General features: G+C 70.8%; 19 protein-coding genes. 10 read left to right on the top strand and 9 right to left on the bottom strand.

Annotated elements, in window-relative coordinates; genetic code table 11:
* Positions 1-25: 25 nt before the first annotated feature.
* The 4 genes from JYA75_RS24790 to metG form a co-directional block, all read right to left on the bottom strand.
* Entirely contained in the window at positions 26-901 is an 876-nt protein-coding gene (locus tag JYA75_RS24790) for an RNA polymerase sigma-70 factor (RefSeq protein ID WP_203329484.1), read from the bottom strand.
* On the bottom strand, positions 898-2,043 hold the full coding sequence (locus tag JYA75_RS24785; protein ID WP_239010493.1) for an FAD-dependent oxidoreductase: 1,146 nt from the start codon (positions 2,041-2,043) through the stop codon (positions 898-900). Before JYA75_RS24785 ends, JYA75_RS24790 begins: the two co-directional genes overlap by 4 nt.
* Positions 2,044-2,150: 107 nt before the next feature.
* The gene (locus JYA75_RS24780; RefSeq protein WP_185713756.1) at positions 2,151-3,329 is read right to left on the bottom strand and encodes a DUF2786 domain-containing protein; all 1,179 of its coding nucleotides are present in this window, start codon (positions 3,327-3,329) and stop codon (positions 2,151-2,153) included.
* Positions 3,330-3,371: 42 nt separating this feature from the next.
* Positions 3,372-4,919: a methionine--tRNA ligase gene (metG, locus tag JYA75_RS24775; protein WP_050034773.1), complete on the bottom strand. Its 1,548-nt coding sequence runs from the start codon at positions 4,917-4,919 to the stop codon at positions 3,372-3,374.
* 36 nt (positions 4,920-4,955) lie between these two features.
* Here metG and JYA75_RS24770 point away from each other — a divergent pair, with 36 nt between their 5' ends.
* Both JYA75_RS24770 and JYA75_RS24765 read left to right on the top strand, forming a co-directional pair.
* Positions 4,956-5,786 carry a TatD family hydrolase gene (locus tag JYA75_RS24770; RefSeq protein ID WP_006944914.1) on the top strand — a complete coding sequence of 277 codons (831 nt, stop codon included), beginning with the start codon at positions 4,956-4,958 and terminating at the stop codon, positions 5,784-5,786.
* Positions 5,787-5,829: 43 nt separating this feature from the next.
* Positions 5,830-6,897, top strand: a complete 1,068-nt coding sequence (locus tag JYA75_RS24765; protein WP_050034774.1) for a maleylacetate reductase — start codon at positions 5,830-5,832, stop codon at positions 6,895-6,897.
* 53 nt (positions 6,898-6,950) lie between these two features.
* On the opposite strand, the gene JYA75_RS24760 is transcribed toward JYA75_RS24765, so the two are convergent.
* On the bottom strand, positions 6,951-7,931 hold the full coding sequence (locus tag JYA75_RS24760) for a pirin family protein (RefSeq protein WP_203329483.1): 981 nt from the start codon (positions 7,929-7,931) through the stop codon (positions 6,951-6,953).
* Positions 7,932-8,441: a VOC family protein gene (locus JYA75_RS24755; RefSeq protein WP_006944908.1), complete on the bottom strand. Its 510-nt coding sequence runs from the start codon at positions 8,439-8,441 to the stop codon at positions 7,932-7,934. It abuts the gene before it with no gap.
* Between the two features lie 208 nt (positions 8,442-8,649).
* Here JYA75_RS24755 and JYA75_RS24750 point away from each other — a divergent pair, with 208 nt between their 5' ends.
* Positions 8,650-9,075 (top strand): DoxX family protein, encoded by a 426-nt coding sequence (locus JYA75_RS24750; RefSeq protein WP_006944906.1) that lies wholly within the window; start codon positions 8,650-8,652, stop codon positions 9,073-9,075.
* 40 nt (positions 9,076-9,115) lie between these two features.
* Here JYA75_RS24750 and JYA75_RS24745 read toward each other — a convergent pair whose 3' ends face one another.
* Positions 9,116-9,886, bottom strand: a complete 771-nt coding sequence (locus tag JYA75_RS24745; RefSeq protein ID WP_006944900.1) for an amino acid ABC transporter ATP-binding protein — start codon at positions 9,884-9,886, stop codon at positions 9,116-9,118.
* The gene (locus JYA75_RS24740; RefSeq protein WP_231386008.1) at positions 9,883-11,283 is read right to left on the bottom strand and encodes an amino acid ABC transporter substrate-binding protein/permease; all 1,401 of its coding nucleotides are present in this window, start codon (positions 11,281-11,283) and stop codon (positions 9,883-9,885) included. Before JYA75_RS24740 ends, JYA75_RS24745 begins: the two co-directional genes overlap by 4 nt.
* Before the next feature lie 286 nt (positions 11,284-11,569).
* On the opposite strand from JYA75_RS24740, the gene JYA75_RS24735 reads away from it, so the two are divergent.
* The 5 genes from JYA75_RS24735 (at position 11,570) to JYA75_RS24715 (ending at position 15,967) form a co-directional block, all read left to right on the top strand.
* Positions 11,570-12,697, top strand: a complete 1,128-nt coding sequence (locus JYA75_RS24735) for a resuscitation-promoting factor (RefSeq protein ID WP_029542085.1) — start codon at positions 11,570-11,572, stop codon at positions 12,695-12,697.
* A 12-nt stretch (positions 12,698-12,709) separates the two neighbouring features.
* Positions 12,710-13,837 carry a resuscitation-promoting factor gene (locus tag JYA75_RS24730; protein ID WP_065922883.1) on the top strand — a complete coding sequence of 376 codons (1,128 nt, stop codon included), beginning with the start codon at positions 12,710-12,712 and terminating at the stop codon, positions 13,835-13,837.
* A gap of 87 nt (positions 13,838-13,924) precedes the next feature.
* Positions 13,925-14,815, top strand: coding sequence for a 16S rRNA (adenine(1518)-N(6)/adenine(1519)-N(6))-dimethyltransferase RsmA (gene rsmA, locus JYA75_RS24725; RefSeq protein WP_037201475.1), 891 nt, complete (start codon positions 13,925-13,927; stop codon positions 14,813-14,815).
* Between the two features lie 296 nt (positions 14,816-15,111).
* Positions 15,112-15,318, top strand: a complete 207-nt coding sequence (locus tag JYA75_RS24720; RefSeq protein ID WP_003937832.1) for a cold-shock protein — start codon at positions 15,112-15,114, stop codon at positions 15,316-15,318.
* A 442-nt stretch (positions 15,319-15,760) separates the two neighbouring features.
* On the top strand, positions 15,761-15,967 hold the full coding sequence (locus JYA75_RS24715; RefSeq protein ID WP_003937833.1) for a cold-shock protein: 207 nt from the start codon (positions 15,761-15,763) through the stop codon (positions 15,965-15,967).
* Between the two features lie 81 nt (positions 15,968-16,048).
* Here JYA75_RS24715 and JYA75_RS24710 read toward each other — a convergent pair whose 3' ends face one another.
* A complete protein-coding gene (locus JYA75_RS24710) occupies positions 16,049-17,038 on the bottom strand; it encodes a YafY family protein (RefSeq protein ID WP_065922882.1) in 990 nt (329 codons plus the stop codon).
* Between the two features lie 75 nt (positions 17,039-17,113).
* Here JYA75_RS24710 and JYA75_RS24705 point away from each other — a divergent pair, with 75 nt between their 5' ends.
* Together JYA75_RS24705 and JYA75_RS24700 are read left to right on the top strand one after the other, a co-directional pair.
* Positions 17,114-18,040, top strand: coding sequence for a 4-(cytidine 5'-diphospho)-2-C-methyl-D-erythritol kinase (locus JYA75_RS24705; protein ID WP_006938943.1), 927 nt, complete (start codon positions 17,114-17,116; stop codon positions 18,038-18,040).
* A 23-nt stretch (positions 18,041-18,063) separates the two neighbouring features.
* Positions 18,064-19,863, top strand: a complete 1,800-nt coding sequence (locus tag JYA75_RS24700) for an ABC-F family ATP-binding cassette domain-containing protein (protein WP_043800361.1) — start codon at positions 18,064-18,066, stop codon at positions 19,861-19,863.

Here is a 19,863-nt window from a genome sequence, read left to right as displayed (position 1 = left end):
GAACGGGCCGAATCACACCGGGCGTTCAGTGGACCGGCGGCATCACCCTGTCCGCCGCGCCGAGCTTGTCCGGGTTCCGCACCACATACAGGCCCGTGACCAGGCCCGCGTCCGTCTCGATCATCATCACGAGGTCGAGCCGCTCGGCCGAGTACACCGCCAGCGCGGGCAGACCGTTGAACGACGCGAACTCGAAGCGCATGTCGGGCAGGGGCCTGCGCCCCAGGTTCCGCAACAGCCGCGCGACCTTCTTCGCTCCGGACACCGGAACCCGTGCGGCCGTCGCCTTGCCCCCGCCGTCGGCGACGTAGACCACCTCCGGGGACAGCACCTTCATCAGCGCCTCCACGTCGCCGGTGCCGGCGGCGGCGAGCAGTTCCTCGACCACCCGGCGGGTCTCCGCGCCGGACGCCGTGTACCGCTTGCGCCGCGCGTGCACGTGGCTTCGGGCGCGGTGGGCGATCTGCCGCACCGTCGCCTCCGGCCTGCCGACCGCCGCCGCGATCTGGGCGTGGTCGAATCCGAACACCTCGCGCAGCACGAACACCGCCCGTTCGAGCGGGCCGAGTGTCTCGAGCACCAGCATCATCGCCATCGACACCGACTCCGCGAGCAGGACGTCCTCGGCGGCATCCGGCGCCGTGCGTACCGGCTCGGGCAGCCACGGCCCGACGTAGTCCTCCCGGCGACGCTGCGCGGTGCGCAGCGCGTTCAGCGCCTGCCGGGTGACCACGCGGCTCAGATACGCCCGGGGGTTGGCGACCTCGTCGAGGTTCACCTCGGCCCACCGCAGGTAGCTGTCCTGCAGGATGTCCTCGCTGTCGGCGACGCTGCCGGTGATCTCGTACGCGATGCCGAACAGCAGGCCGCGGTGCCGGGTGAACAGCTCGTCGTGCGTCATCGCGGCGCCGCGATCGGATCGTGCGCAGCGGCCGGTCCCTTCGGGAAGGGATAGCCGTGCCCCCGTGCCTGCCGGCGCAGTGTCCACACCGTTCCGCGCACCACCATCTCCTTGCCGAATGCGCCCAACGTACCGCGCAGGGCGCCGCCGCGGGACGTGTCGTCCGGGCGGGTGCGCTGCACGACGCCGGAGGCCCGGCCCAGCGAGATGCACTGCGCCACGAAACCGAGCGACAGCGGCTGCGGCTCCTGGCCCGCCAGCAGCGCCCATGCCGTGTCGGCGCCGTGCGCGCCGAGCGGCAGCGCCGCCTGGCAGCTCATCCGGATGTGATCCTGGCCGTCGACGGTCACGGCGTCGCCCACCCCCACGACGTTGGCTGCGCCCGTGCTCCGCAGGGTGGCGTCGACGCGGAGCCGACCGGTCCCGTCGACCGGCAACCCGCTCCGCCGGGCCAGGTCGGGCACCGCGAAGCCGCCCGCCCAGATCGTGAGTTCCGCGGGCACCGCTTCGCCGCCGGCGAGCAGCACCTCCCGCCCGGTGACCGCGACGACCCGGCCCGGCCGCACCCGGACACCGAGCTGTCGCAGCCGTGCGGCGACGAACCGCCGGGTGGCGCCGGGCAGGTGCGCGACGGGGTCCCCGACGAGGGTGCAGGTCAGGTGGGGATGCGCCTCGGCGATCTCGGCGGCCGATTCGACGCCGGTGAGCCCGCCGCCGACGACCACCACGCCGGCACCGTCGCCGAGCCCGTCGAGCGCGGCGGCGGTGTCCATGGCGCGTTCGAACTCGGCCGGCGAGTGCAGCCGGTCGGCACCCGGGATCGCGGGCACGCCGGCGTCGCTGCCGACGGCGTAGATCGCCACGTCGAACGGCAGCGCCGTCCCGTCGGCGAGCAGCACCCGATCCGCACCGATCTGCACCGCGGTGCCGAGGTGCACGACCGCCGCCGGGTGCAGCACCTCGGCGAGGTCGTGCGCGGCCGCACCGGATCCGGCCGCGAGCTGGTGCAGCCGCACCCTCTCGACGAACACCGGTCGCGGGTTGACGACCGTCACCGATACCTCCGGATGCGCGGCGAGCATGCGGTTCGCTGCCATCACGCCCGCGTACCCGGCCCCGAGCACCACCACGTCGGTTGCCATCCTGACCACCCCTTCTGCTGTCGACGATTTCGCGGTCGTGCATGGGACACCGGCCGGCCCATGAATGTGACAGGGTGCGGCGTGGCAGTGCTCACACGGCCGGCCCGCTACGGGGAACCGGGGGTGAGGAAGGCCGACTCGGCCGCGTCCCGGCCCGCGAACCACCCCTCGGCGTCGACGCTGCGTGTGCGCGTCGACCGGGTCGTCGGGAACAACCGGCGGAACTCCGAGTCCACGGCCTCGGAGCGACGGGCCAGCAACGGGGCGAGCTGCGTGACGGCCATGCTCGCGTCGGCCGCGGCGGCCGCGGTGGCGCGCACGTCGGCCTGCCGCAGCCGCTCGCCGATCCGGTATGCGAACCCCGCCAGGAAGGCGCGACGGAACGCCGTCGCCGCGCCGCCGGTGCGGCCCCCGGTCCCGGCCGCGCGCACGGCCCGGCTCGCCTGCACCGACAGGGACGTGAACAGCACCTCGACCTGCTGCAGATCCACGTCGGCGCCGACGACCGTGGCGATCCCGACCTTGGTGAACCACACCGTGCGGGTGCGGTTCGCGTTCCCGATCGCGGTGAGCAGCAGCACCTTCTCCTTCGCGTACGGGTTGTCGACGTGCACCCGGCGCCCCCGCGCGGCGCCCGTCTCGGCGCCGGTGAGCAGGGCCGCGCCGATCGCGTACCGGGTCATCAGTTCCTGCGCCTTGGCGGTGAGGGTCTCGGCCTCCTCCGGATAGTCCGTGGACTCGGCCTTCGCCAGGAGGCCGCGGATCCGTGCGAGCACCCTCGGGTCCGGGCACAGGGATTCGCCGGCCGCGGGGACCGGGCGCACCGGCGGCCACTGCGACGGCGGCGGCAGGAGAGGGGCGAACCGCGGCAGGTACTTCCAGGCGAACGCCAGACCCATCACCTGGAAGCGGGACAGGCCGGGCAGCTCGCGCAGCAGTTCGACGCCGAGGTGGCGCACCGGTGCGTCGGGCGGAACCCGCTCGGCGATCCGCGCGGCACCGGGACAGCGCTCCGCGATCACACCGAGCTGCTGCACCCAGTCCATGGGCGCCCGGTCGGCCGCGTGGCTGCGCCGGGCGTCGTACAGCACCGCGGCGGCCGCCAGCGGGACGTCCGTGGCGTCGCCGGACCGGGCCGTCACGTGCAGCACGTCGGCGGGCTGCCAGCCGCGTTCGTAGGCGGCGCACAGTTCGTCGAGAAGTGGCCGGGTGCCGAGGTGGAAGACCTCGTCGGATGCCCCGGACCCCGCCGGCGCCTGTCGAAAGTATGTTCTATCTCGCCCCATGCGCGGGAGTGTGCACGAGGCCACCGACAGGCGGCGGGATGCCTATTCGTACCGCGGGAACACCGGGGCCGGGGCCGGCAGCGGGGTGCCCGGGGCGAGGCGTGTGGCGATGTCCGCGAACTGCCGCGCCTGCGGGTCCTGGCCCACCAGGTCGAGGATCTTCGCGGCCGAATCGGGCATCACCGGCTGCACGAGCAGGCCGACGATCCGCACGACCTCGAGCGTCACGTACAGCACCGTCGCCATCCGGGCCGGATCCGTCTTGCGCAGCACCCACGGTGCCTGCGCGGAGAAGTACCGGTTCGTCTCGCCGAGCACGTGCCAGATCGTCTCCAGTGCGAGGTGCAGTGCCTGCACGTCGAACTCGGCCCGGACCTTCTCGAGCAGGGCGTCGGCCTGCGCGAGCAGCGCGCGGTCGTCCTCGGTGAAGTCGCCGGGGGTCGGCACCACGCCGTCGAGATTCTTGGCGACCATCGTCAGCGAGCGCTGCGCCAGGTTGCCGAGTTCGTTCGCCAGGTCCGCGTTGACGCGGGTCACGATCGCCTCGTGGCTGTAGCTGCCGTCCTGACCGTAGGAGATCTCCCGCAGCAGGAAGAAGCGCAGCGGATCGAGACCGTACTGTTCGACCATCTCGAGCGGGTCGACGACGTTGCCGACCGACTTGGACATCTTCTCGCCCTTGTTGAACAGGAAGCCGTGCACGAACACCCGCTCGGGCAGCTCGATTCCGGCCGACATCAGGAACGCCGGCCAGTACACGGTGTGGAACCGGGTGATGTCCTTGCCGATGATGTGCAGGTTCGCGGGCCAGTAGCGGCGGAACGACTCCGCCTCGGTGTCGGGGAAGCCCGCGCCCGTCAGGTAGTTGGTGAGCGCGTCCACCCACACGTACATCACGTGCTCGGGGTGGTCCGGCACCGGCACGCCCCAGTCGAAGGTGGTGCGGGAGATCGACAGATCCTTCAGCCCGCCGGAGACGAAGCTGACGATCTCGTTGCGCCGGGTGGCGGGGGCGATGAAGTCCGGTCGCTCCTCGTACAGCTTCAGCAGCTTGTCCTGATACGCCGAGAGCCGGAAGAAGTACGTCGACTCCTCCGTCCACTCCACCGGGGTGCCCGACTCGGTGGCGATGCGCGTACCGTCCTCGAGCACCGTCGTCTCGGCTTCGGCGTAGAACGCCTCGTCGCGCACCGAGTACCAGCCCGAGTAGGTGTCGAGGTAGATGTCGCCGTTGTCGGCCATGCGCTGCCAGATGGCCTTGCTCGCCTCGCGGTGATCGGCGTCCGTGGTACGGATGAACCGGTCGAAGGAGATGTTCAGCGACTTGTCCATGGCCTCGAACACCCCGGAGTTGCGGGCCGCGAGGTCCCGCACGTCCAGGCCTTCCTTCGCCGCCGTCTGCTGCATCTTCAGGCCGTGCTCGTCGGTGCCGGTCAGGAAGAACACGTCGAAGCCGTCGAGGCGCTTGAACCGGGCGATCGCGTCCGAGGAGATGTACTCGTAGGCGTGGCCGATGTGCGGGGCGCCGTTCGGGTAAGCGATCGCGGTCGTCAGGTAGAACGGCGGGCGGGAGGCGGCAGGAACAGTCATGGTGCGTCCACTTTATAGGTAGATAGTGTATGGGCCGTGAGCCGAACCCGCCCCGCGCCCGAGCCTCCGCAGCCGCTCTCGCCTCTCGTCGATGCCCACACGCACCTCGACGCGTGCGGCGCGCACGACGCCGAGTCGGTGGCGGCGATCCTCGACCGGGCGGCCGCGGTCGGGGTCGGACGGGTCGTCACCGTCGCCGACGACATCGTCGCCGCCCGCTTCGCCGTGGACGCCGCGCACTGGGACGAGCGGGTCTACGCCGCCGTGGCGATCCACCCCACCCGGGCGAACGCGCTCGACGACGCCACCCGGGCCGAGATCGAGAAGCTCGCCGCCGACCCGCGCGTGGTCGCGGTGGGGGAGACCGGCCTGGACCTGTACTGGCCCGGCAAGCTCGACGGCTGCGCCGACCCGATCGAGCAGGAGGACGCCTTCCGCTGGCACATCGACCTGGCCAAACGGCTCGGCAAGACCCTCATGGTCCACAACCGCGACGCCGACGCCGAGTTGCTGCGCGTGCTGCACGACGAGGGTGCGCCGGAGACGGTGATCTTCCACTGCTTCTCGTCGGACGCGGACATGGCGCGGGCCTGCGTCGACGCCGGTTACCTGCTCAGCTTCTCCGGGACGGTGAGTTTCAAGAACGCCGCGGCGCTGCGTGCCGCGGCCCCGCTGGTGCCGCTCGAGCAGGTGCTGGTGGAGACGGACGCTCCGTTCCTGACGCCCCATCCGTTCCGCGGCGCGCCCAACGAGTCGTACTGCCTGCCGTACACGGTGCGGGCGCTGGCGGAGGTGCGCGGCGCGGACCCGGCCGAGCTGGCCGCCGCGACCACCGCGAACGCCGAACGGGTGTACGGACTTTCGTAACGGTGTCGCCGTTCCGAGGCGGCCGGCCCGTGCGGCCGGGACAATGGACGGCATGCACAGCTTCGTCTACAACGCTCAGCCGTCACGGGTGGTGTTCGGGCCGGGAACCGCGGCGCGGGTCGCCGACGAGGTGCGCCGCCTCGACCGCTCCCGGGTTCTCCTGCTCGGTGGTGAGCACGTCCGTCCGCAGGTGGAACTCGTCGAGAAGGCCCTCGGTGGGCTGCAGGTCGCCCGGTTCGACGGCGCCGTCATGCACACGCCGGTGGCGGTCACCGAGAAGGTGCTGGGCCTGGTCTCCGAACACGACATCGATGCCGTCGTCGCCGTGGGCGGGGGGTCGACGACGGGACTGTCGAAGGCGATCGCGGTGCGCACCGGCGTGGACCAGGTGATCCTGCCGACCACCTACGCCGGATCCGAGGTCACTCCCGTCCTCGGGGAAACCGCGGACGGTGTGAAGACCACGCACTCGTCGCCGGCCATCCTGCCCGAGACCGTCATCTACGACGTCGAGTTCACCCTGTCGATGCCGATCCCGATGGCGGTGACCAGTGCGATCAACGCGATGGCGCATGCCGTGGAGGCGTTGTACGCCGAGCATGCCAACCCGATCGTCGACACGCTGGCGCTCGAGGCCATCCGCGCGATCGCCCGGGGCGTGCCGGTCCTCGGCGCCGACGCCGCGGACCGGGAGGGCCGCTCGGATCTGCTGCTCGCGGCGTGGCTGGCCGGTACGTGCCTGAGCGCGGTGGGAATGGGCTTGCACCACAAGCTGTGTCATGTCCTGGGCGGCAGTTTCGACCTGCCGCACGCGCCGACGCACACCGTGGTGCTACCGCATGTGATGGCGTTCAACGCGCCGTCGGTGCCGACCGTGATGAGCCGCATTGCCGACGCCCTCGGCACCCCCACGGCCCCGGCCGGGGTCTTCGACCTGGTGGCGGCGGCGGGCGGCCCGACGACGCTGGCCGAACTGGGGATGTCCGAGGGCGACCTCGACGAGGCGGCGCACCTGGCCACCGAGCGGCAGTACCCCAACCCGCGGGAGGTGACCCGGGTCGGGGTGCGGCGCCTGCTCGGGGACGCCTATGCCGGAGTCCGCCCCGAGTGACGGTGCGCGCGGTGTGTGCTCACTCGGTGTGTGCGCACTCGGTGTGTGCTCACTCAGGGGGCGGTCGGGGGGTTGCGGCGCGGCCGGATCTGCGCGTTCGGCAGCGTCGGCGCGGGTAGCCGCGTCACCTTCCCGGTGTAGCCCTCGACCCGCCCGAAGCGTTCCCCCTCGCGCTGCCACTCGTCCCGGAACGCGACGATCTCGTCGTGGCTACGGCCCACGAAGTTCCACCACATGACGATCTCCTCGCCGAACGGCGTACCGCCGAGCAGGACGGCCCGCGCGGGTTCGTCGGTGAGATTGGTCAGGGGGAGCGTGGGGATTCCGGTGCCGACGTAGCCGAGCGCGGAGCGGGCGAGGACGGTGCCGGCGAGGCGGACGCTGCCGGTGTCGACGAGCAGACCGTGCTCGAACTCGGGATCGACGGCCAGTTCGACGGTCGCGCCCGGGTCGAGGGTGATCTCGGCGCCGAGCAGCGGGGTGAAGGTGTGCACGGGCGACGCGGACCCGGCGAGGGAGCCGAGGAACACGCTCACGGTCGCGCCCTCGATCCGGACGGGTTCGGGGGCATAGTGCTGGAAGTCGCGGGGTGCGCCGCGGTGCGCGTCGGGCAGGGCCACCCACAATTGGACGCCGTGCAGGACCGTCGTGGCCGGCGTGGAGACCTCCGAGTGGGCGATGCCGTGGCCGCCGGTCATGAGGTTCAGTTCGCCGGGGCGGACGAACGCGTGCTTGCCGAGGCTGTCGCGGTGCTCGATCTCGCCGGCGAACAGCCAGCTCACCGTCTGCAGGCCGGTGTGCGGGTGCGGCGCGACGTCCATTCCGCCGGTGGCGGCGACGTCGTCGGGCCCGTAGTGGTCGGCGAAGCACCAGGCCCCGATGAGGGACCGGGCGCGCTGCGGCAGGGTGCGGCGGACCGGCATCGCGCGCGGGCCGCCGAGCGGCACCTCGCGGGAGGTGATGATCTGCACACGGGTGGGGGCGGGCTCGGTTTCGCAGCGGATCTCGGTGGGCTCGGCGTCGACGTTGCTCATCTAGAGGACCTTGTTTCCGTACATCTCGCCGAGGGGGTCGGCGATGAGTTCGATGCGGGCGCCGTCGGGGTCGCGGAAGTACAGCGATACCTCGCTGTGCTCGACGAGCTCGACGCCGGCGTCGGTCAGCTTGGTGCGCAGGCGTTCCCACCTGCCGGGCTCGACGCTGATCGCGATGTGGTGCAGGCCGCCGAGGACCTCCCGGTAGGGCCCGACGTCGAGTCCGGGGAAGTCGAAGAACGCCAGCAGGTTTCCGTTGCCGATGTCGAAGAAGAAGTGCGAGGAACCGGGGTAGTCACGGTTCTCGATCAGTTCGGTGAGAGGGAATTCGAGCACGTCCTGGTAGAAGCGCACGGTGCGTTCGACGTCGCTGCTGACGAGCGCGGTGTGGTGCAGCCCGCGGGCCGACGACGCGGGTCGCTCGTCGACCGGCCGGAGGTAACGGCTGCGCAGTTCCTCCCGCAGCGTCGCGGATCGGCGGCTGCGCTCCTCTTCCACGCTGATTGCCACGATAGTGCTCCTTCGGCCGGTGATTGCCCCTTCGACGAGGAGCATACTCCACATTGTTGATTAATCAACTACTTTTCGGCCCCCGACCTTCCGGCAGCCGGGGCGCTCGGGCACCCCAAGGTTGAACCTTCAACCTTGCGCAGCTACCGTGGACGCGGCTTCGATCGAAGGACGAGCCCCCCACCGCCCGCACCGAAAGGTCATCTCCATGAACAACCCCGTCCTGCGCAACGTCGGGCTGCTCGTCGCCCGAGTGGTCATCGGCATCGTCTTCCTGGCCCACGGCCTGCAGAAGATCAACCAGGGATACTCCGCCACCAAGGCCGGATTCGAGGGCATGGACGTGCCCGTGCCCGCGCTGTCCGCCTTCTACGCCACCTGGGTGGAAACGCTCGGTGGCATCGCTCTCATCATCGGCCTGCTCGTGCCGATCTTCGGCGTCCTGCTGCTGATCAACATGCTCGGCGCGTTCTTCGTCGTCCACATCGGCAACGGCATCTACGTCACCGACGGCGGATGGGAACTCGTCGGGGCCCTCGGCGCGGGTGCGCTGGTGCTCGCCGTCGTCGGCGCCGGCGCCTACAGCGTCGACGCCCTGCTCGCCCGCCGGGTGCGGTTCCTGCAGACCGCGTAGCCGTGGGTGAGGACCGGCGCCCGGGAACCGGGCGCCGGCCTCAGAGCACCTTCGCGAGGAAGTCGCGGGTCCGTTCCTGGCGGGGGCTCCCGAACAGTTCCTTCGGCGTGCCCTCCTCGAGGACGTACCCGTCGGCCATGAACAGCACCCGGTCGGCGACCTCCCGGGCGAAGCCCATCTCGTGCGTGACCACGACCATGGTCATGCCCTCGGCCGCCAGGTCGCGCAGCACCTGCAGCACCTCGCCCACCATCTCCGGGTCGAGGGCGCTGGTCGCCTCGTCGAACAGCATGATGTCCGGATTCATGGCCAGCGCCCGGGCGATCGCGACGCGCTGCTTCTGCCCGCCGGACAGGTTGGCCGGCTTCGCGTCGGCCTTCTCGCTCAGCCCCACCCGGTCGAGCAGGGCGAGCCCCCGCGTCCGTGCCTCCTCCTTGGTCGCCCGCTTCGTCAGCACCGGCGCGAGCACGATGTTCTCGAGGGCCGTCATGTGCGGGAAGAGATTGAAGTGCTGGAACACCATCCCGATGTGGCGGCGCACCCGGTCGATGTCGATCTTCCGGTCGGCGAGGTCGAACCCGTGCACCACCACCGAACCGGCGCTGATGTCCTCGAGCCGGTTCAGGCATCGCAGGAACGTCGACTTGCCCGAACCGGAGGGGCCGATCACGCACACCACCTCGCCGGCGAGGATGTCCACATCGATGCCCTTGAGCACCTCGTTCTCGCCGAACGACTTCTTCAGGCCGCGCACGCGGATCTTCACCTCGCGACCGTCCTCGAGCGGCTGGGCCGCGGCTGCCTCGGTCAACGGTTGATCCTCTTCTCGAGTCGGTCCGACAATTTGGTCAGCGCCATGATGACGACGAAGTAGATCACCCCGATGATCAGCCACATCTGGAACGACTGGAAGTTGCGGGCGATGATGATCCGCCCGGTCTGGGTGAGCTCGGCGATGCCGATCACCGACAGGATCGAGGTGTCCTTCAGCGTGATCACGAACTGATTGATGTACGACGGGATCATGGTGCGCACCGCCTGGGGCATGACCACCTTGCGCATCGCGGGCAGGTAGCCGATGCCGAGGCTGCGGGCGGCCTCCATCTGCCCCTTGTCGACGGACAGGATGCCGCCACGCACGATCTCGGCCATGTACGCGCCCGCGTTGAGCGAGAGCGTGATGATGCCCGCGGTGAACGCCGACATCTGGAATCCGGCCGCGGCCGGGATGCCGAAGTAGATGAAGAAGGCCTGCACCAGCAGCGGGGTGCCGCGGAAGACGTCGACGTAGGCGGTGCCGATCCCGCGCAGGACGATGTTGCGTGAGACCCGCATGAGGCCGAACAGCGCACCGAGCACCAGCGCGATCGCGATCGAGACGACCGACAGCACGAGGGTCAGCCACAGCCCCTCGAGCAGCAGTTGCCAGGTGCTGCGGAGCAGGCCGGGGATGGAGTTGTCGGCCTGCACGGCGCCCTCGCCGAGGTAACTCTCCACGATCTCGTCGTAGCGGCCGTTGTCCCGCAGATTCTGCAGGCCCGCGTTGAACGCGGTGAGCAGCTCGGGATTGCGGCCCTTGTTCACCGCGAACCCGTAGTTCGCACCGGCCTCCTTCTCCGTGACCGTCTTCAGCCCGTTGCCCTGGGCGATGCCGTACGCCAGCACCGGGTAGTCGTCGAAGACCGCGACCGAGTTCCCGGTGCGGACCTCGTCGTACATGCTCGCCGAGTCGGCGAAGTAGACCGTGGTGAACCCGTACTCGCCCTTGATGGACTCGGCGAACGCGGCGCCCTCGGTGCCGTTCTTGACCGCGACGCGCTTGCCTGCCAGATCGGCGTACGACGCGACCTCGTCGTTGCCGGCGAGTACCGCCATCTGCACGCCGGACTCGAAGTAGGGATCCGAGAAGTCGAAGACCTGCTTGCGCTCCTCCGTGATCGACATGCCCGCGATCACGCCGTCGGCCTGGTCCGCCTGCACCGCCTGCAGGGCGGCATCGAAGCCCAGCGGACGAACCTCCACGGTGAAGCCCTGGTCCTCCGCGATCTCCCGGATCAGGTCCATGTCGATGCCGACGAAGTCGCCCTGCTCGTTCTGGAATTCGAAGGGTGCAAAGGTCACGTCGGTGGCGATGACGTAGGTGCGGCCGGCGGCGGGGGACTGCGCCAGGGCCGCCGGGGTGGCAGCGAGCAGCAGCGCGCCGAGCATGCCGAGCAGAGTCAGCAGCGCCGCACTCCGCCGCGCCGGAGGACGGTGAATTCGGTCACCCAAAGTAATCCCACCTCTGTAATTCGCGCGTCGTGCGGCACGTTTTCCCGAGCGTCGAATCGACGCTAGCCCGCACCTTCGGTCGCGGCCCGGCTATTGATCGAAAATTACGAATCGTCACCTGTCTCGTTACCGAGAAACTGCAGGTAGAAATGGTGCAGTTGCCGTATCAATGCCGATTCGTTACCGTGCCGTGATCGAAGTTGTCGACAGTGCAGGAATAGCCGTGTCACCTTTCACCAAGATCAACCGAGCGAAATCGCCCACGCTGTACGTGGTCGTCGCCGCACTCTTCCTCACCCTTGCGGCCGGCGGCGTCGCCGCCCTGATTCAGCACAAGGAACTCACCCTCGACGTGGACGGTGAGCGGATCGCGCTCAGCACCATGAGCTCCGAGGTCGGCGACGTTCTCGCCGGCGCCGGCTACCCCGTCGGCGAGCACGACGTGGTGGCCCCGGCCGTCGATGCCGAGGTGTCGGACGGGGACACGGTGGTGCTGCGACGGGCGCGTGAGGTGCAGCTGAGCGTCGACGGTGCCGAGCGCACGGTGTGGACGACGGCGACGACGGTGGACGAGGCGCTGGCGCAGTTCGAGCTGGCGGCGGATGTGTACACCTCGGCGTCGCGGTCGCACCGGTTGCCGCTCGAGGGTGCCGAGCTCGACGTGGTGAGCCCGAAGACGGTGCGGTTGCTCGACGGCGGTGCGCCGGCGGTTCAGGTGCGGATGGCGGCGCCGACGGTCGGGGAGTTCCTGGCCGCGCACGGGGTGGCGCTCGAGCAGGCCGATTCGGTGGTGCCGGCGGTCGATGCGGCGCTGACCGACGGCCTCGAGATCCGCATCACCCGCGACCGCATCGAAACCCGCATCGAGAACCAGCCGGTCCCCGCGCCCGAGCAGCGCGTCGACGACCCGAACATGACCGAGGGTGAGACCGCGCTCGACAACCCGGGCGCTCCCGGTGAGCGCACCGTGACCCTCGACGTGCACACGATCGACGGCGTCGAGGTCGGCCGCACCGAGAAGGCCTCGACCACCGTCCGGGAGCCGGCTCCTGCGATCGTCCGCGTCGGCACCAAGCCGAAGCCGGCCGTGCCCGCCTCCGGACGCTCCTCCACCTGGGACGCCCTCGCGCAGTGCGAGGCCACCGGTAACTGGGCCATCAACACCGGCAACGGCTTCTACGGCGGTCTGCAGTTCACCCAGCAGACCTGGGCCGCGTTCGGCGGCACCCAGTACGCGCCGCGCGCCGACCTGGCCAGCCGCGAGCAGCAGATCGCCGTCGCCGAGAAGGTCCAGGCCGCGCAGGGCTGGGGAGCCTGGCCGGCGTGCACCAGCAAGATGGGCCTGCGGTAAGAAGTACGGCTTGTGTCCCCACTGACGAAGATCAACAACTCGCGCTCCGTGCTGTTGTACGCCGTCGTCGCGGCGCTCCTGGCCACCCTGGTGGCCGGCGCCGCGACGGCGCTCGCCCGGCACAAGACCGTGACGATCGACGTCGACGGGGACCGGCTCACCCTGGGCACCATGGGCACCGACGTCCGAGCCGTCCTCGCCCACGCCGGCTACCCCGTCGGCGAGCGCGACGTGGTGGCCCCGGCCGTCGATGCCGAGGTGTCGGACGGGGACACGGTGGTGCTGCGGCGGGCGCGTGAGGTGCAGCTGAGCGTCGACGGTGCCGAGCGCACGGTGTGGACGACGGCGACGACGGTGGACGAGGCGCTGGCGCAGTTCGAGCTGGCGGCGGATGTGTACACCTCGGCGTCGCGGTCGCACCGGTTGCCGCTCGAGGGTGCCGAGCTCGACGTGGTGAGCCCGAAGACGGTGCGGTTGCTCGACGGCGGTGCGCCGGCGGTTCAGGTGCGGATGGCGGCGCCGACGGTCGGGGAGTTCCTGGCCGCGCACGGGGTGGCGCTCGAGCAGGCCGATTCGGTGGTGCCGGCGGTCGATGCGGCGCTGACCGACGGCCTCGAGATCCGCGTCACCCGCCAGCGCACGGTCCGGGTCACCGAGACTCAGCCGCTCGCGCCTCCGGAGCAGCGCATCGAGGATCCCACCATGAACATGAGCCGGACGGTCGTCGAGAACCCCGGCGTGCCCGGCGTGCACGACGTCACCTTCGCCGTCACCACCGTCGACGGCGTCGAGACCACCCGCGAACAGATCGACGCCGTCGTCACCACCCCGGCGCAGCCGCGCATCGTGCGCGTGGGCGCCAAGCCGGGAACCGAGGTGCCGCCCGTCGAGAACGGCGACGCCTGGGACGCCCTCGCGCAGTGCGAAGCCACCGGCGACTGGGCCGTCAACACCGGCAACGGCTACTACGGCGGCCTGCAGTTCGACCAGAGCACCTGGGAGCGCCAGGGCGGCCTGAAGTATGCGCCCCGTGCCGACCTCGCCACCCGGGAAGAACAGATCGCCGTCGCGAGCCGGATGCAGCGCGCCCAGGGCTGGGGAGCGTGGCCGTCCTGCTCGTCCCGCATCGGCGTGCGTTAGGTTCGGCACGTGCCAGACCACTCACCCGGCGACCCCGGCTCGACCCCCCGCGACGGTTCCGACGTGACCGCCCGCGACGGTTCCGACGTGACCGCCCGCGACGGTTCCGACGTGACCGCTCGCGGTCGTGCCGCCCTGCTCGGTCCCGCCGAGGTGCGCGCCCTCGCGGAGGAGTTCGGGGTCCGGCCGACCAAACAACTCGGCCAGAACTTCGTGCACGACGCCAACACGGTGCGCCGCATCGTCTCGGTCGCCGGCGTGGGCCGCGACGACGTGGTGCTCGAGGTGGGCCCGGGCCTCGGCTCGCTGACGCTCGCCCTGCTCGACGTCGTCGACCGCGTCGTCGCCGTGGAGATCGATCCCAGGCTCGCCGAGCGCCTGCCCGCGACGGTCGCCGACCGCGCGCCCGACCTCGCCGGGCGGCTCGACGTCGTCCTGAAGGACGCCATGCGGGTGTATCCGGCCGACCTGCCGGCCACTCCGACGGCGCTCGTCGCGAACCTGCCCTACAACGTCGCGGTGCCCGTGCTGCTGCACCTGTTCGCCGAATTCGACTCGCTGCGCACGGCTCTGGTGATGGTGCAGGCCGAGGTGGCCGATCGGCTCGCCGCCGAACCCGGGAGCCGCGTGTACGGCGTGCCCAGTGTCAAGGCCGGCTTCTTCGGCCACGTCCGTCGCGCCGGGTCGGTGGGCCGGGCCGTCTTCTGGCCGGTGCCCCAGGTGGAATCCGGGCTGGTGCGCATCGACCGCTACGCCGAGCCGCCGTGGCCCACGGACGAGGGGCACCGCCGCAGGGTATTCGCCGTCGTCGATGCCGCATTCGCGCAGCGCCGCAAGACGCTGCGGGCAGCGCTGAGCGGCTGGGCCGGTTCGGCCGCGGAGGCCGAGCGACGCCTGCTCGCCGCCGGGATCGATCCGTCGACGCGGGGGGAGAAGCTGGACGCCGCTGCCTTCGTGCGGATCGCCGCCGCGCAGTGACGGCGCCGGGCAGGGCCGGTACGCAGTGACGGCGCCGGGAAGGGCCGGTACGCAGTGACGGCGCCGGGCAGGTCGGTTCCGTCGCAGCGCTTGGCAGGCGGGCGGATCTGTGCTCTACTGGTACACGGTCGTTAGGTAGTGTGTTCGTGGTTTACCCCTCGCACATTTCTAGTTGCGAGCGGATGCGAAATTCCCACGGAATCCTTCTCAGCCGTCGAGTGACAGGCCCGGACGACGTCGTGTCGTTCGACGAAAGATGAAGGCCGCACGGCTTTCCGAGATGTATGAGGTTGAAAATGGTTGAAGGTACCGTGAAGTGGTTCAACGGCGAAAAGGGCTTCGGCTTCATTGCCCCCGCCGACGGCTCCGCGGACGTCTTCGTGCACTTCTCCGAGATCCAGGGTCGCGGCTTCCGCACCCTCGAGGAGAACCAGCGCGTGAGCTTCGAGGTCGGCCAGGGTCAGAAGGGCCCGCAGGCCACCGGCGTCACCGTCATCGGCTGACGTAGGTCGAACGCTCGCTGCGCGTTCCCCGGGCAGGTGCCTTCTCCGACGGCCTCGTGAGGTCGTCGTGGAAGTGCCGCCGTGAAAGGTGCATCCGAGCAGTGAAGAGGGGCCGGTCCGCAGGGACCGGCCCCTCTTCGTGTCGGTGGGCCGGCGTCGTCGTGTCCGGGCGTCGGCGTCGTATCCTGCGAAAACGTTTCGGCACAACGCTGTTTCGTGGCAGTTCCGGCGATATCGCTGGCGGTGCGGGCGCCGATGTGATCTACTTGCACTCGGTCGTTAGGTAGTGTTCGTGGTTCACCCCTCGCGCATTTCTGGTCGCGAGCGGATGCGATAGCCCACACGGAATCGTTTTCTACCGTCGAGTGACAGACCCGAGCGGCGATGTGTCGCTCGACGAGTGGGGAAGCCTGGTGCTTCCCGAATCTTCTTAGGAATGAACATGGTTGAAGGTACCGTGAAGTGGTTCAACGGCGAAAAGGGCTTCGGCTTCATTGCCCCCGCCGACGGCTCCGCGGACGTCTTCGTGCACTTCTCCGAGATCCAGGGCGGCGGCTTCCGCACCCTCGAGGAGAACCAGCGCGTGAGCTTCGAGGTCGGCCAGGGTCAGAAGGGCCCGCAGGCCACCGGCGTCACCGTCATCGGCTGACACACCCGCCTCACCGGCCGGATGTCACACGAGTTCGGTTCGATCGAATACGTGTGACATCCGGTCACCGCACGCGCCGGCTCAGTCGCTCACAGCGACGGAGCCGGCGCGTTCGTATCGCCGGGCCAGCAGCTCGTGGCGCCGTCCCGCGTGCAGGCACGCGTCCCGCAGTTCCGGCGGATCCAGCACGGTGAAGTCGACGTCGAACGCCGCGAGCCAGCCCGCGATCGACCCGAGCGACGTGCCGCCGAGCGCCACCGCGCAATGGTCGTCGTCGACCGGTTCGAGGGTGCCCCACTGCTCGTCGACCATGGGCGCGATCGACTCGAACGGCGCGTGCAGCAGCACCCGGGCCCGGACCCGGACCGACCCGCGCGCGATGCCCCGGGCCACGAACTCCGCGGCCCCGCCGGGCGGCAGCCCGCGTGTGGTGAACCGCGGACCGGTGGGGATCTTCGGTTCCATCCGGTCGACGCGGAACGACCGCCAGTCCTGCCGGTGCAGATCCCACGCCACCAGATACCACCGTGCCCCGGAGCGCACCAGCCGGTACGGCTCCACCTCCCGCCGCGAGAATCCGCCGTCGTGCGTGCGGTAGTCGAAGCGCAGCCGCTCGTGTGCGTGGCACACCGAGGCGACGGCGGACAGCAGGCCCGCGTCGACCGCGGACGCGGCCGGAGCCTGCTCGACCACGTCCACCCGCAGCGCCTCGAGCCGGTGCCGCAACCGCGACGGCATCACCTGCCGCAGCTTGGCCAGGGCGCGGCCCGAGGCCTCCCCGATGCCCGTCACCGAGCCGGTCGCGCCGGACTGCAGCGCGACCGCCACCGCGACGACCTCCTCGTCGTCGAGCAGCAGCGGCGGCATCTCCGCACCCGCGCCGAGGCGGTACCCGCCGCCGACCCCGACGGTCGCGTCCACCGGGTAGCCGAGGTCGCGAAGCCTGTCGACGTCGCGGCGCACCGTGCGGGTGGTGATCTGCAGGCGCTCGGCGAGCTCGGTGCCGGACCAGTCCCGCCGGGTCTGGAGCAGCGACAGCAGGCGCAGCAGGCGAGCGGACGTTTCGCGCATGGCCCGAGCATGCCAGTGAACGAGGACAGCCGTCGTCCGCAATCGGTTCCGCGCGGGTGCGTAAGCTGTATATCCGTGCTGTCCGTCGTTCCGAGCCCCGTCACCGTGCGGGCGCCGTCCAAGGTGAATCTGCACCTCGCCGTCGGTGACCTGCGCGACGACGGATACCACGAGCTGCGCACGGTCTTCCACGCGCTGTCGCTGAGCGACGAGGTGTCCGTCGCCCGCGCCGACACGCTGAGCCTGCGGGTACGCGGTGCCGACGCCGCGGCCGTCCCCACCGACGCCGGCAACCTTGCGTGGCGGGCGGCGGCCCTGCTCGCCGAGCGCGCCGGACGCGCACCCGAGGTCGCCATCACGATCGACAAGGGCATTCCCGTCGCGGGTGGCATGGCCGGCGGCAGCACCGATGCCGCCGCCACGCTCGTCGCCCTCGACGCCCTGTGGGGGCTCGGTCTCACCCGCGACGACCTCGACGAGTTCGCCGCCGAACTGGGCAGCGACGTCCCGTTCTGCCTGCACGGCGGTACCGCCATCGGCACCGGGCGCGGCGAGCGCCTGGTGCCCGTGCTCTCCCGCGGCACGTTCCACTGGGTGCTGGCCCTCGCCAAGGGCGGCCTGTCCACCCCGGTGGTGTTCCGCGAGCTGGACCGGCTCCGGGCCGAGGGCTCCCCGCCCCGGGTCGGCGGACTCGACAGTCTGCTGCAGGCGCTTGCCGCCGGCGATCCACACGCGCTGGCGCCGCTGCTGGGCAACGACCTGCAGGCCGCTGCCCTGTCGCTCGAGCCCGCGCTGCGGCGCACCCTGCGCGCGGGCGTGGAGGCCGGGGCCCTGGCGGGCATCGTCTCCGGGTCCGGACCCACATGCGCGTTCCTGTGCGCCGACGCCGCCGCGGCGGTGACGGTGAGCGCCGAGCTGGCCGGAGCCGGCGTGTGCCGGACGGTGCGCGTGGCCTCCGGGCCGGTCCCGGGCGCGCGCGTCGTCGACAACTCCCACCACTGATCTCTCGGAAGGCATTGCTCCGCGTGGCGAATCTGATCAACCTCGAACAGGTCTCGAAGTCCTTCGGCATCAAGCCGCTGCTGGACTCGGTGTCCCTCGGCGTGCAGGAAGGTGAACGCATCGGCGTCGTCGGCCTCAACGGCGGCGGCAAGACCACCCTGCTCGAGGTCCTCACCGGCCTCGAGGAGCCCGACTCGGGCCGGGTCAGCCGGGTGGGCGGGCTGCGCATGGCGGTCGTCACCCAGCGCGGTGTTCTGCCGCCCGGGTCCACGGTCGGGCAGGTCGTGCTCGGGCCGTTGGGTGTCGCCGAGCACGAGTGGGCCGGCGACGCCCGGATCCGTTCCGTCCTCGCGGGCATCGGCGTCGACCGGCTCGGCCTCGACGCGCTCGTCGACGGTCTCTCCGGCGGCGAGCGACGGCGCGTCGCGCTCGCGGCCGCGCTCGTGCAGGACCTCGACCTGCTCGTGCTGGACGAACCCACCAACCACCTCGACGTCGAGGGCGTGCAGTGGCTCGCCGAGCACCTGCTCGCCCGGCGCAGCGCCCTCGTCGTCGTCACCCACGACCGGTGGTTCCTCGACACCGTCGCGACCCGCACGTGGGAGGTCGTGAACGGGCAGGTGGAGAGCTACGAGGGCGGCTACAACGACTGGATCTTCGCCCGCGCCGAGCGGGCCCGGCAGGCCGATGCGATGGAGGAACGGCGCCGCAACCTCGCGCGCAAGGAACTGGCGTGGCTGCGGCGCGGGGCTCCGGCGCGCACCTCGAAGCCGCGCTACCGCATCGAGGCGGCGGAGTCGCTGATCGCGAACGTGCCGCCGCCGCGGGACACGGTGGCGCTGGCGTCGTTCGCCAAACGGCGCCTCGGCCGGGTCGTCATCGAACTCGAGGACGCGACGCTGACCACCCCCGACGGCCGGGAACTGGTGCACGACCTCACGTGGCGGCTCGGCCCGGGCGAGCGGATCGGCCTGGTCGGGGTCAACGGATCGGGGAAGACGACGCTGCTGCGCACCCTCGCCGGGGAACTCGAACCGGCGTCGGGTCGTCGCATCCAGGGCAAGACCGTCGAGATCGGTTGGCTGCGACAGGAACTCGACGACCTGCCCACCGACCTGCGGGTGCTCGACGCGGTCAAGGACGTGGCTGAGCGGATCACCCTGGGGGACAAGGAGATCTCGGCCGGCCAGCTCGCCGAACGGCTCGGCTTCACCCCGGCGCGGCAGCGCACCCCCGTCGGCGACCTCTCCGGCGGCGAGCGCCGACGGCTGCAGCTGACCCGGGTGCTCATGGCCGAGCCGAACGTGCTGCTGCTCGACGAGCCCACCAACGACCTGGACATCGACACCCTGCAGCAGCTCGAGGACCTGCTGGACGGCTGGGCGGGCACCATGGTGGTCATCTCCCACGACCGCTACCTGATCGAGCGGATCTGCGACTCGACGTGGGCGCTGTTCGGCGACGGCAGGCTCACCAACCTCCCGGGCGGGATCGACGAGTACCTGCGCCGGCGCGCGGCGCTGGGCGACGGGGACATCCCGTCGTCGGCCTCCACCGTGGCAAAGGCGTCGACTCCGGACCAGATTGCGGCGCAACCGAAGCGCGACGGTGCGGCCGAGCGCGCCGCCCGCAAGGAACTGGCACGGCTCGAGCGGAGCGTGGCGAAGCTGACCGAGCGCGAGGAGAAGCTGCACCACGACCTCGCCGACGCGGCCACCGACCCCGATCGCCTGCAGAAGCTCGACGCCGAGCTGCGCAGCGTGGTCGCGGAGAAGGAGGCCGCCGAGGAGCAGTGGATGGAGCTGGCGGGAGAACTGGAATAG

Origin of the sequence: Rhodococcus sp. PSBB066, assembly GCF_017068255.1 — a bacterium.
GTDB lineage: Bacteria > Actinomycetota > Actinomycetes > Mycobacteriales > Mycobacteriaceae > Rhodococcus > Rhodococcus aetherivorans.
The sequence above is the reverse complement of the archived record's forward strand: the minus strand, read 5'-3'. Positions and strand labels throughout refer to the sequence as shown.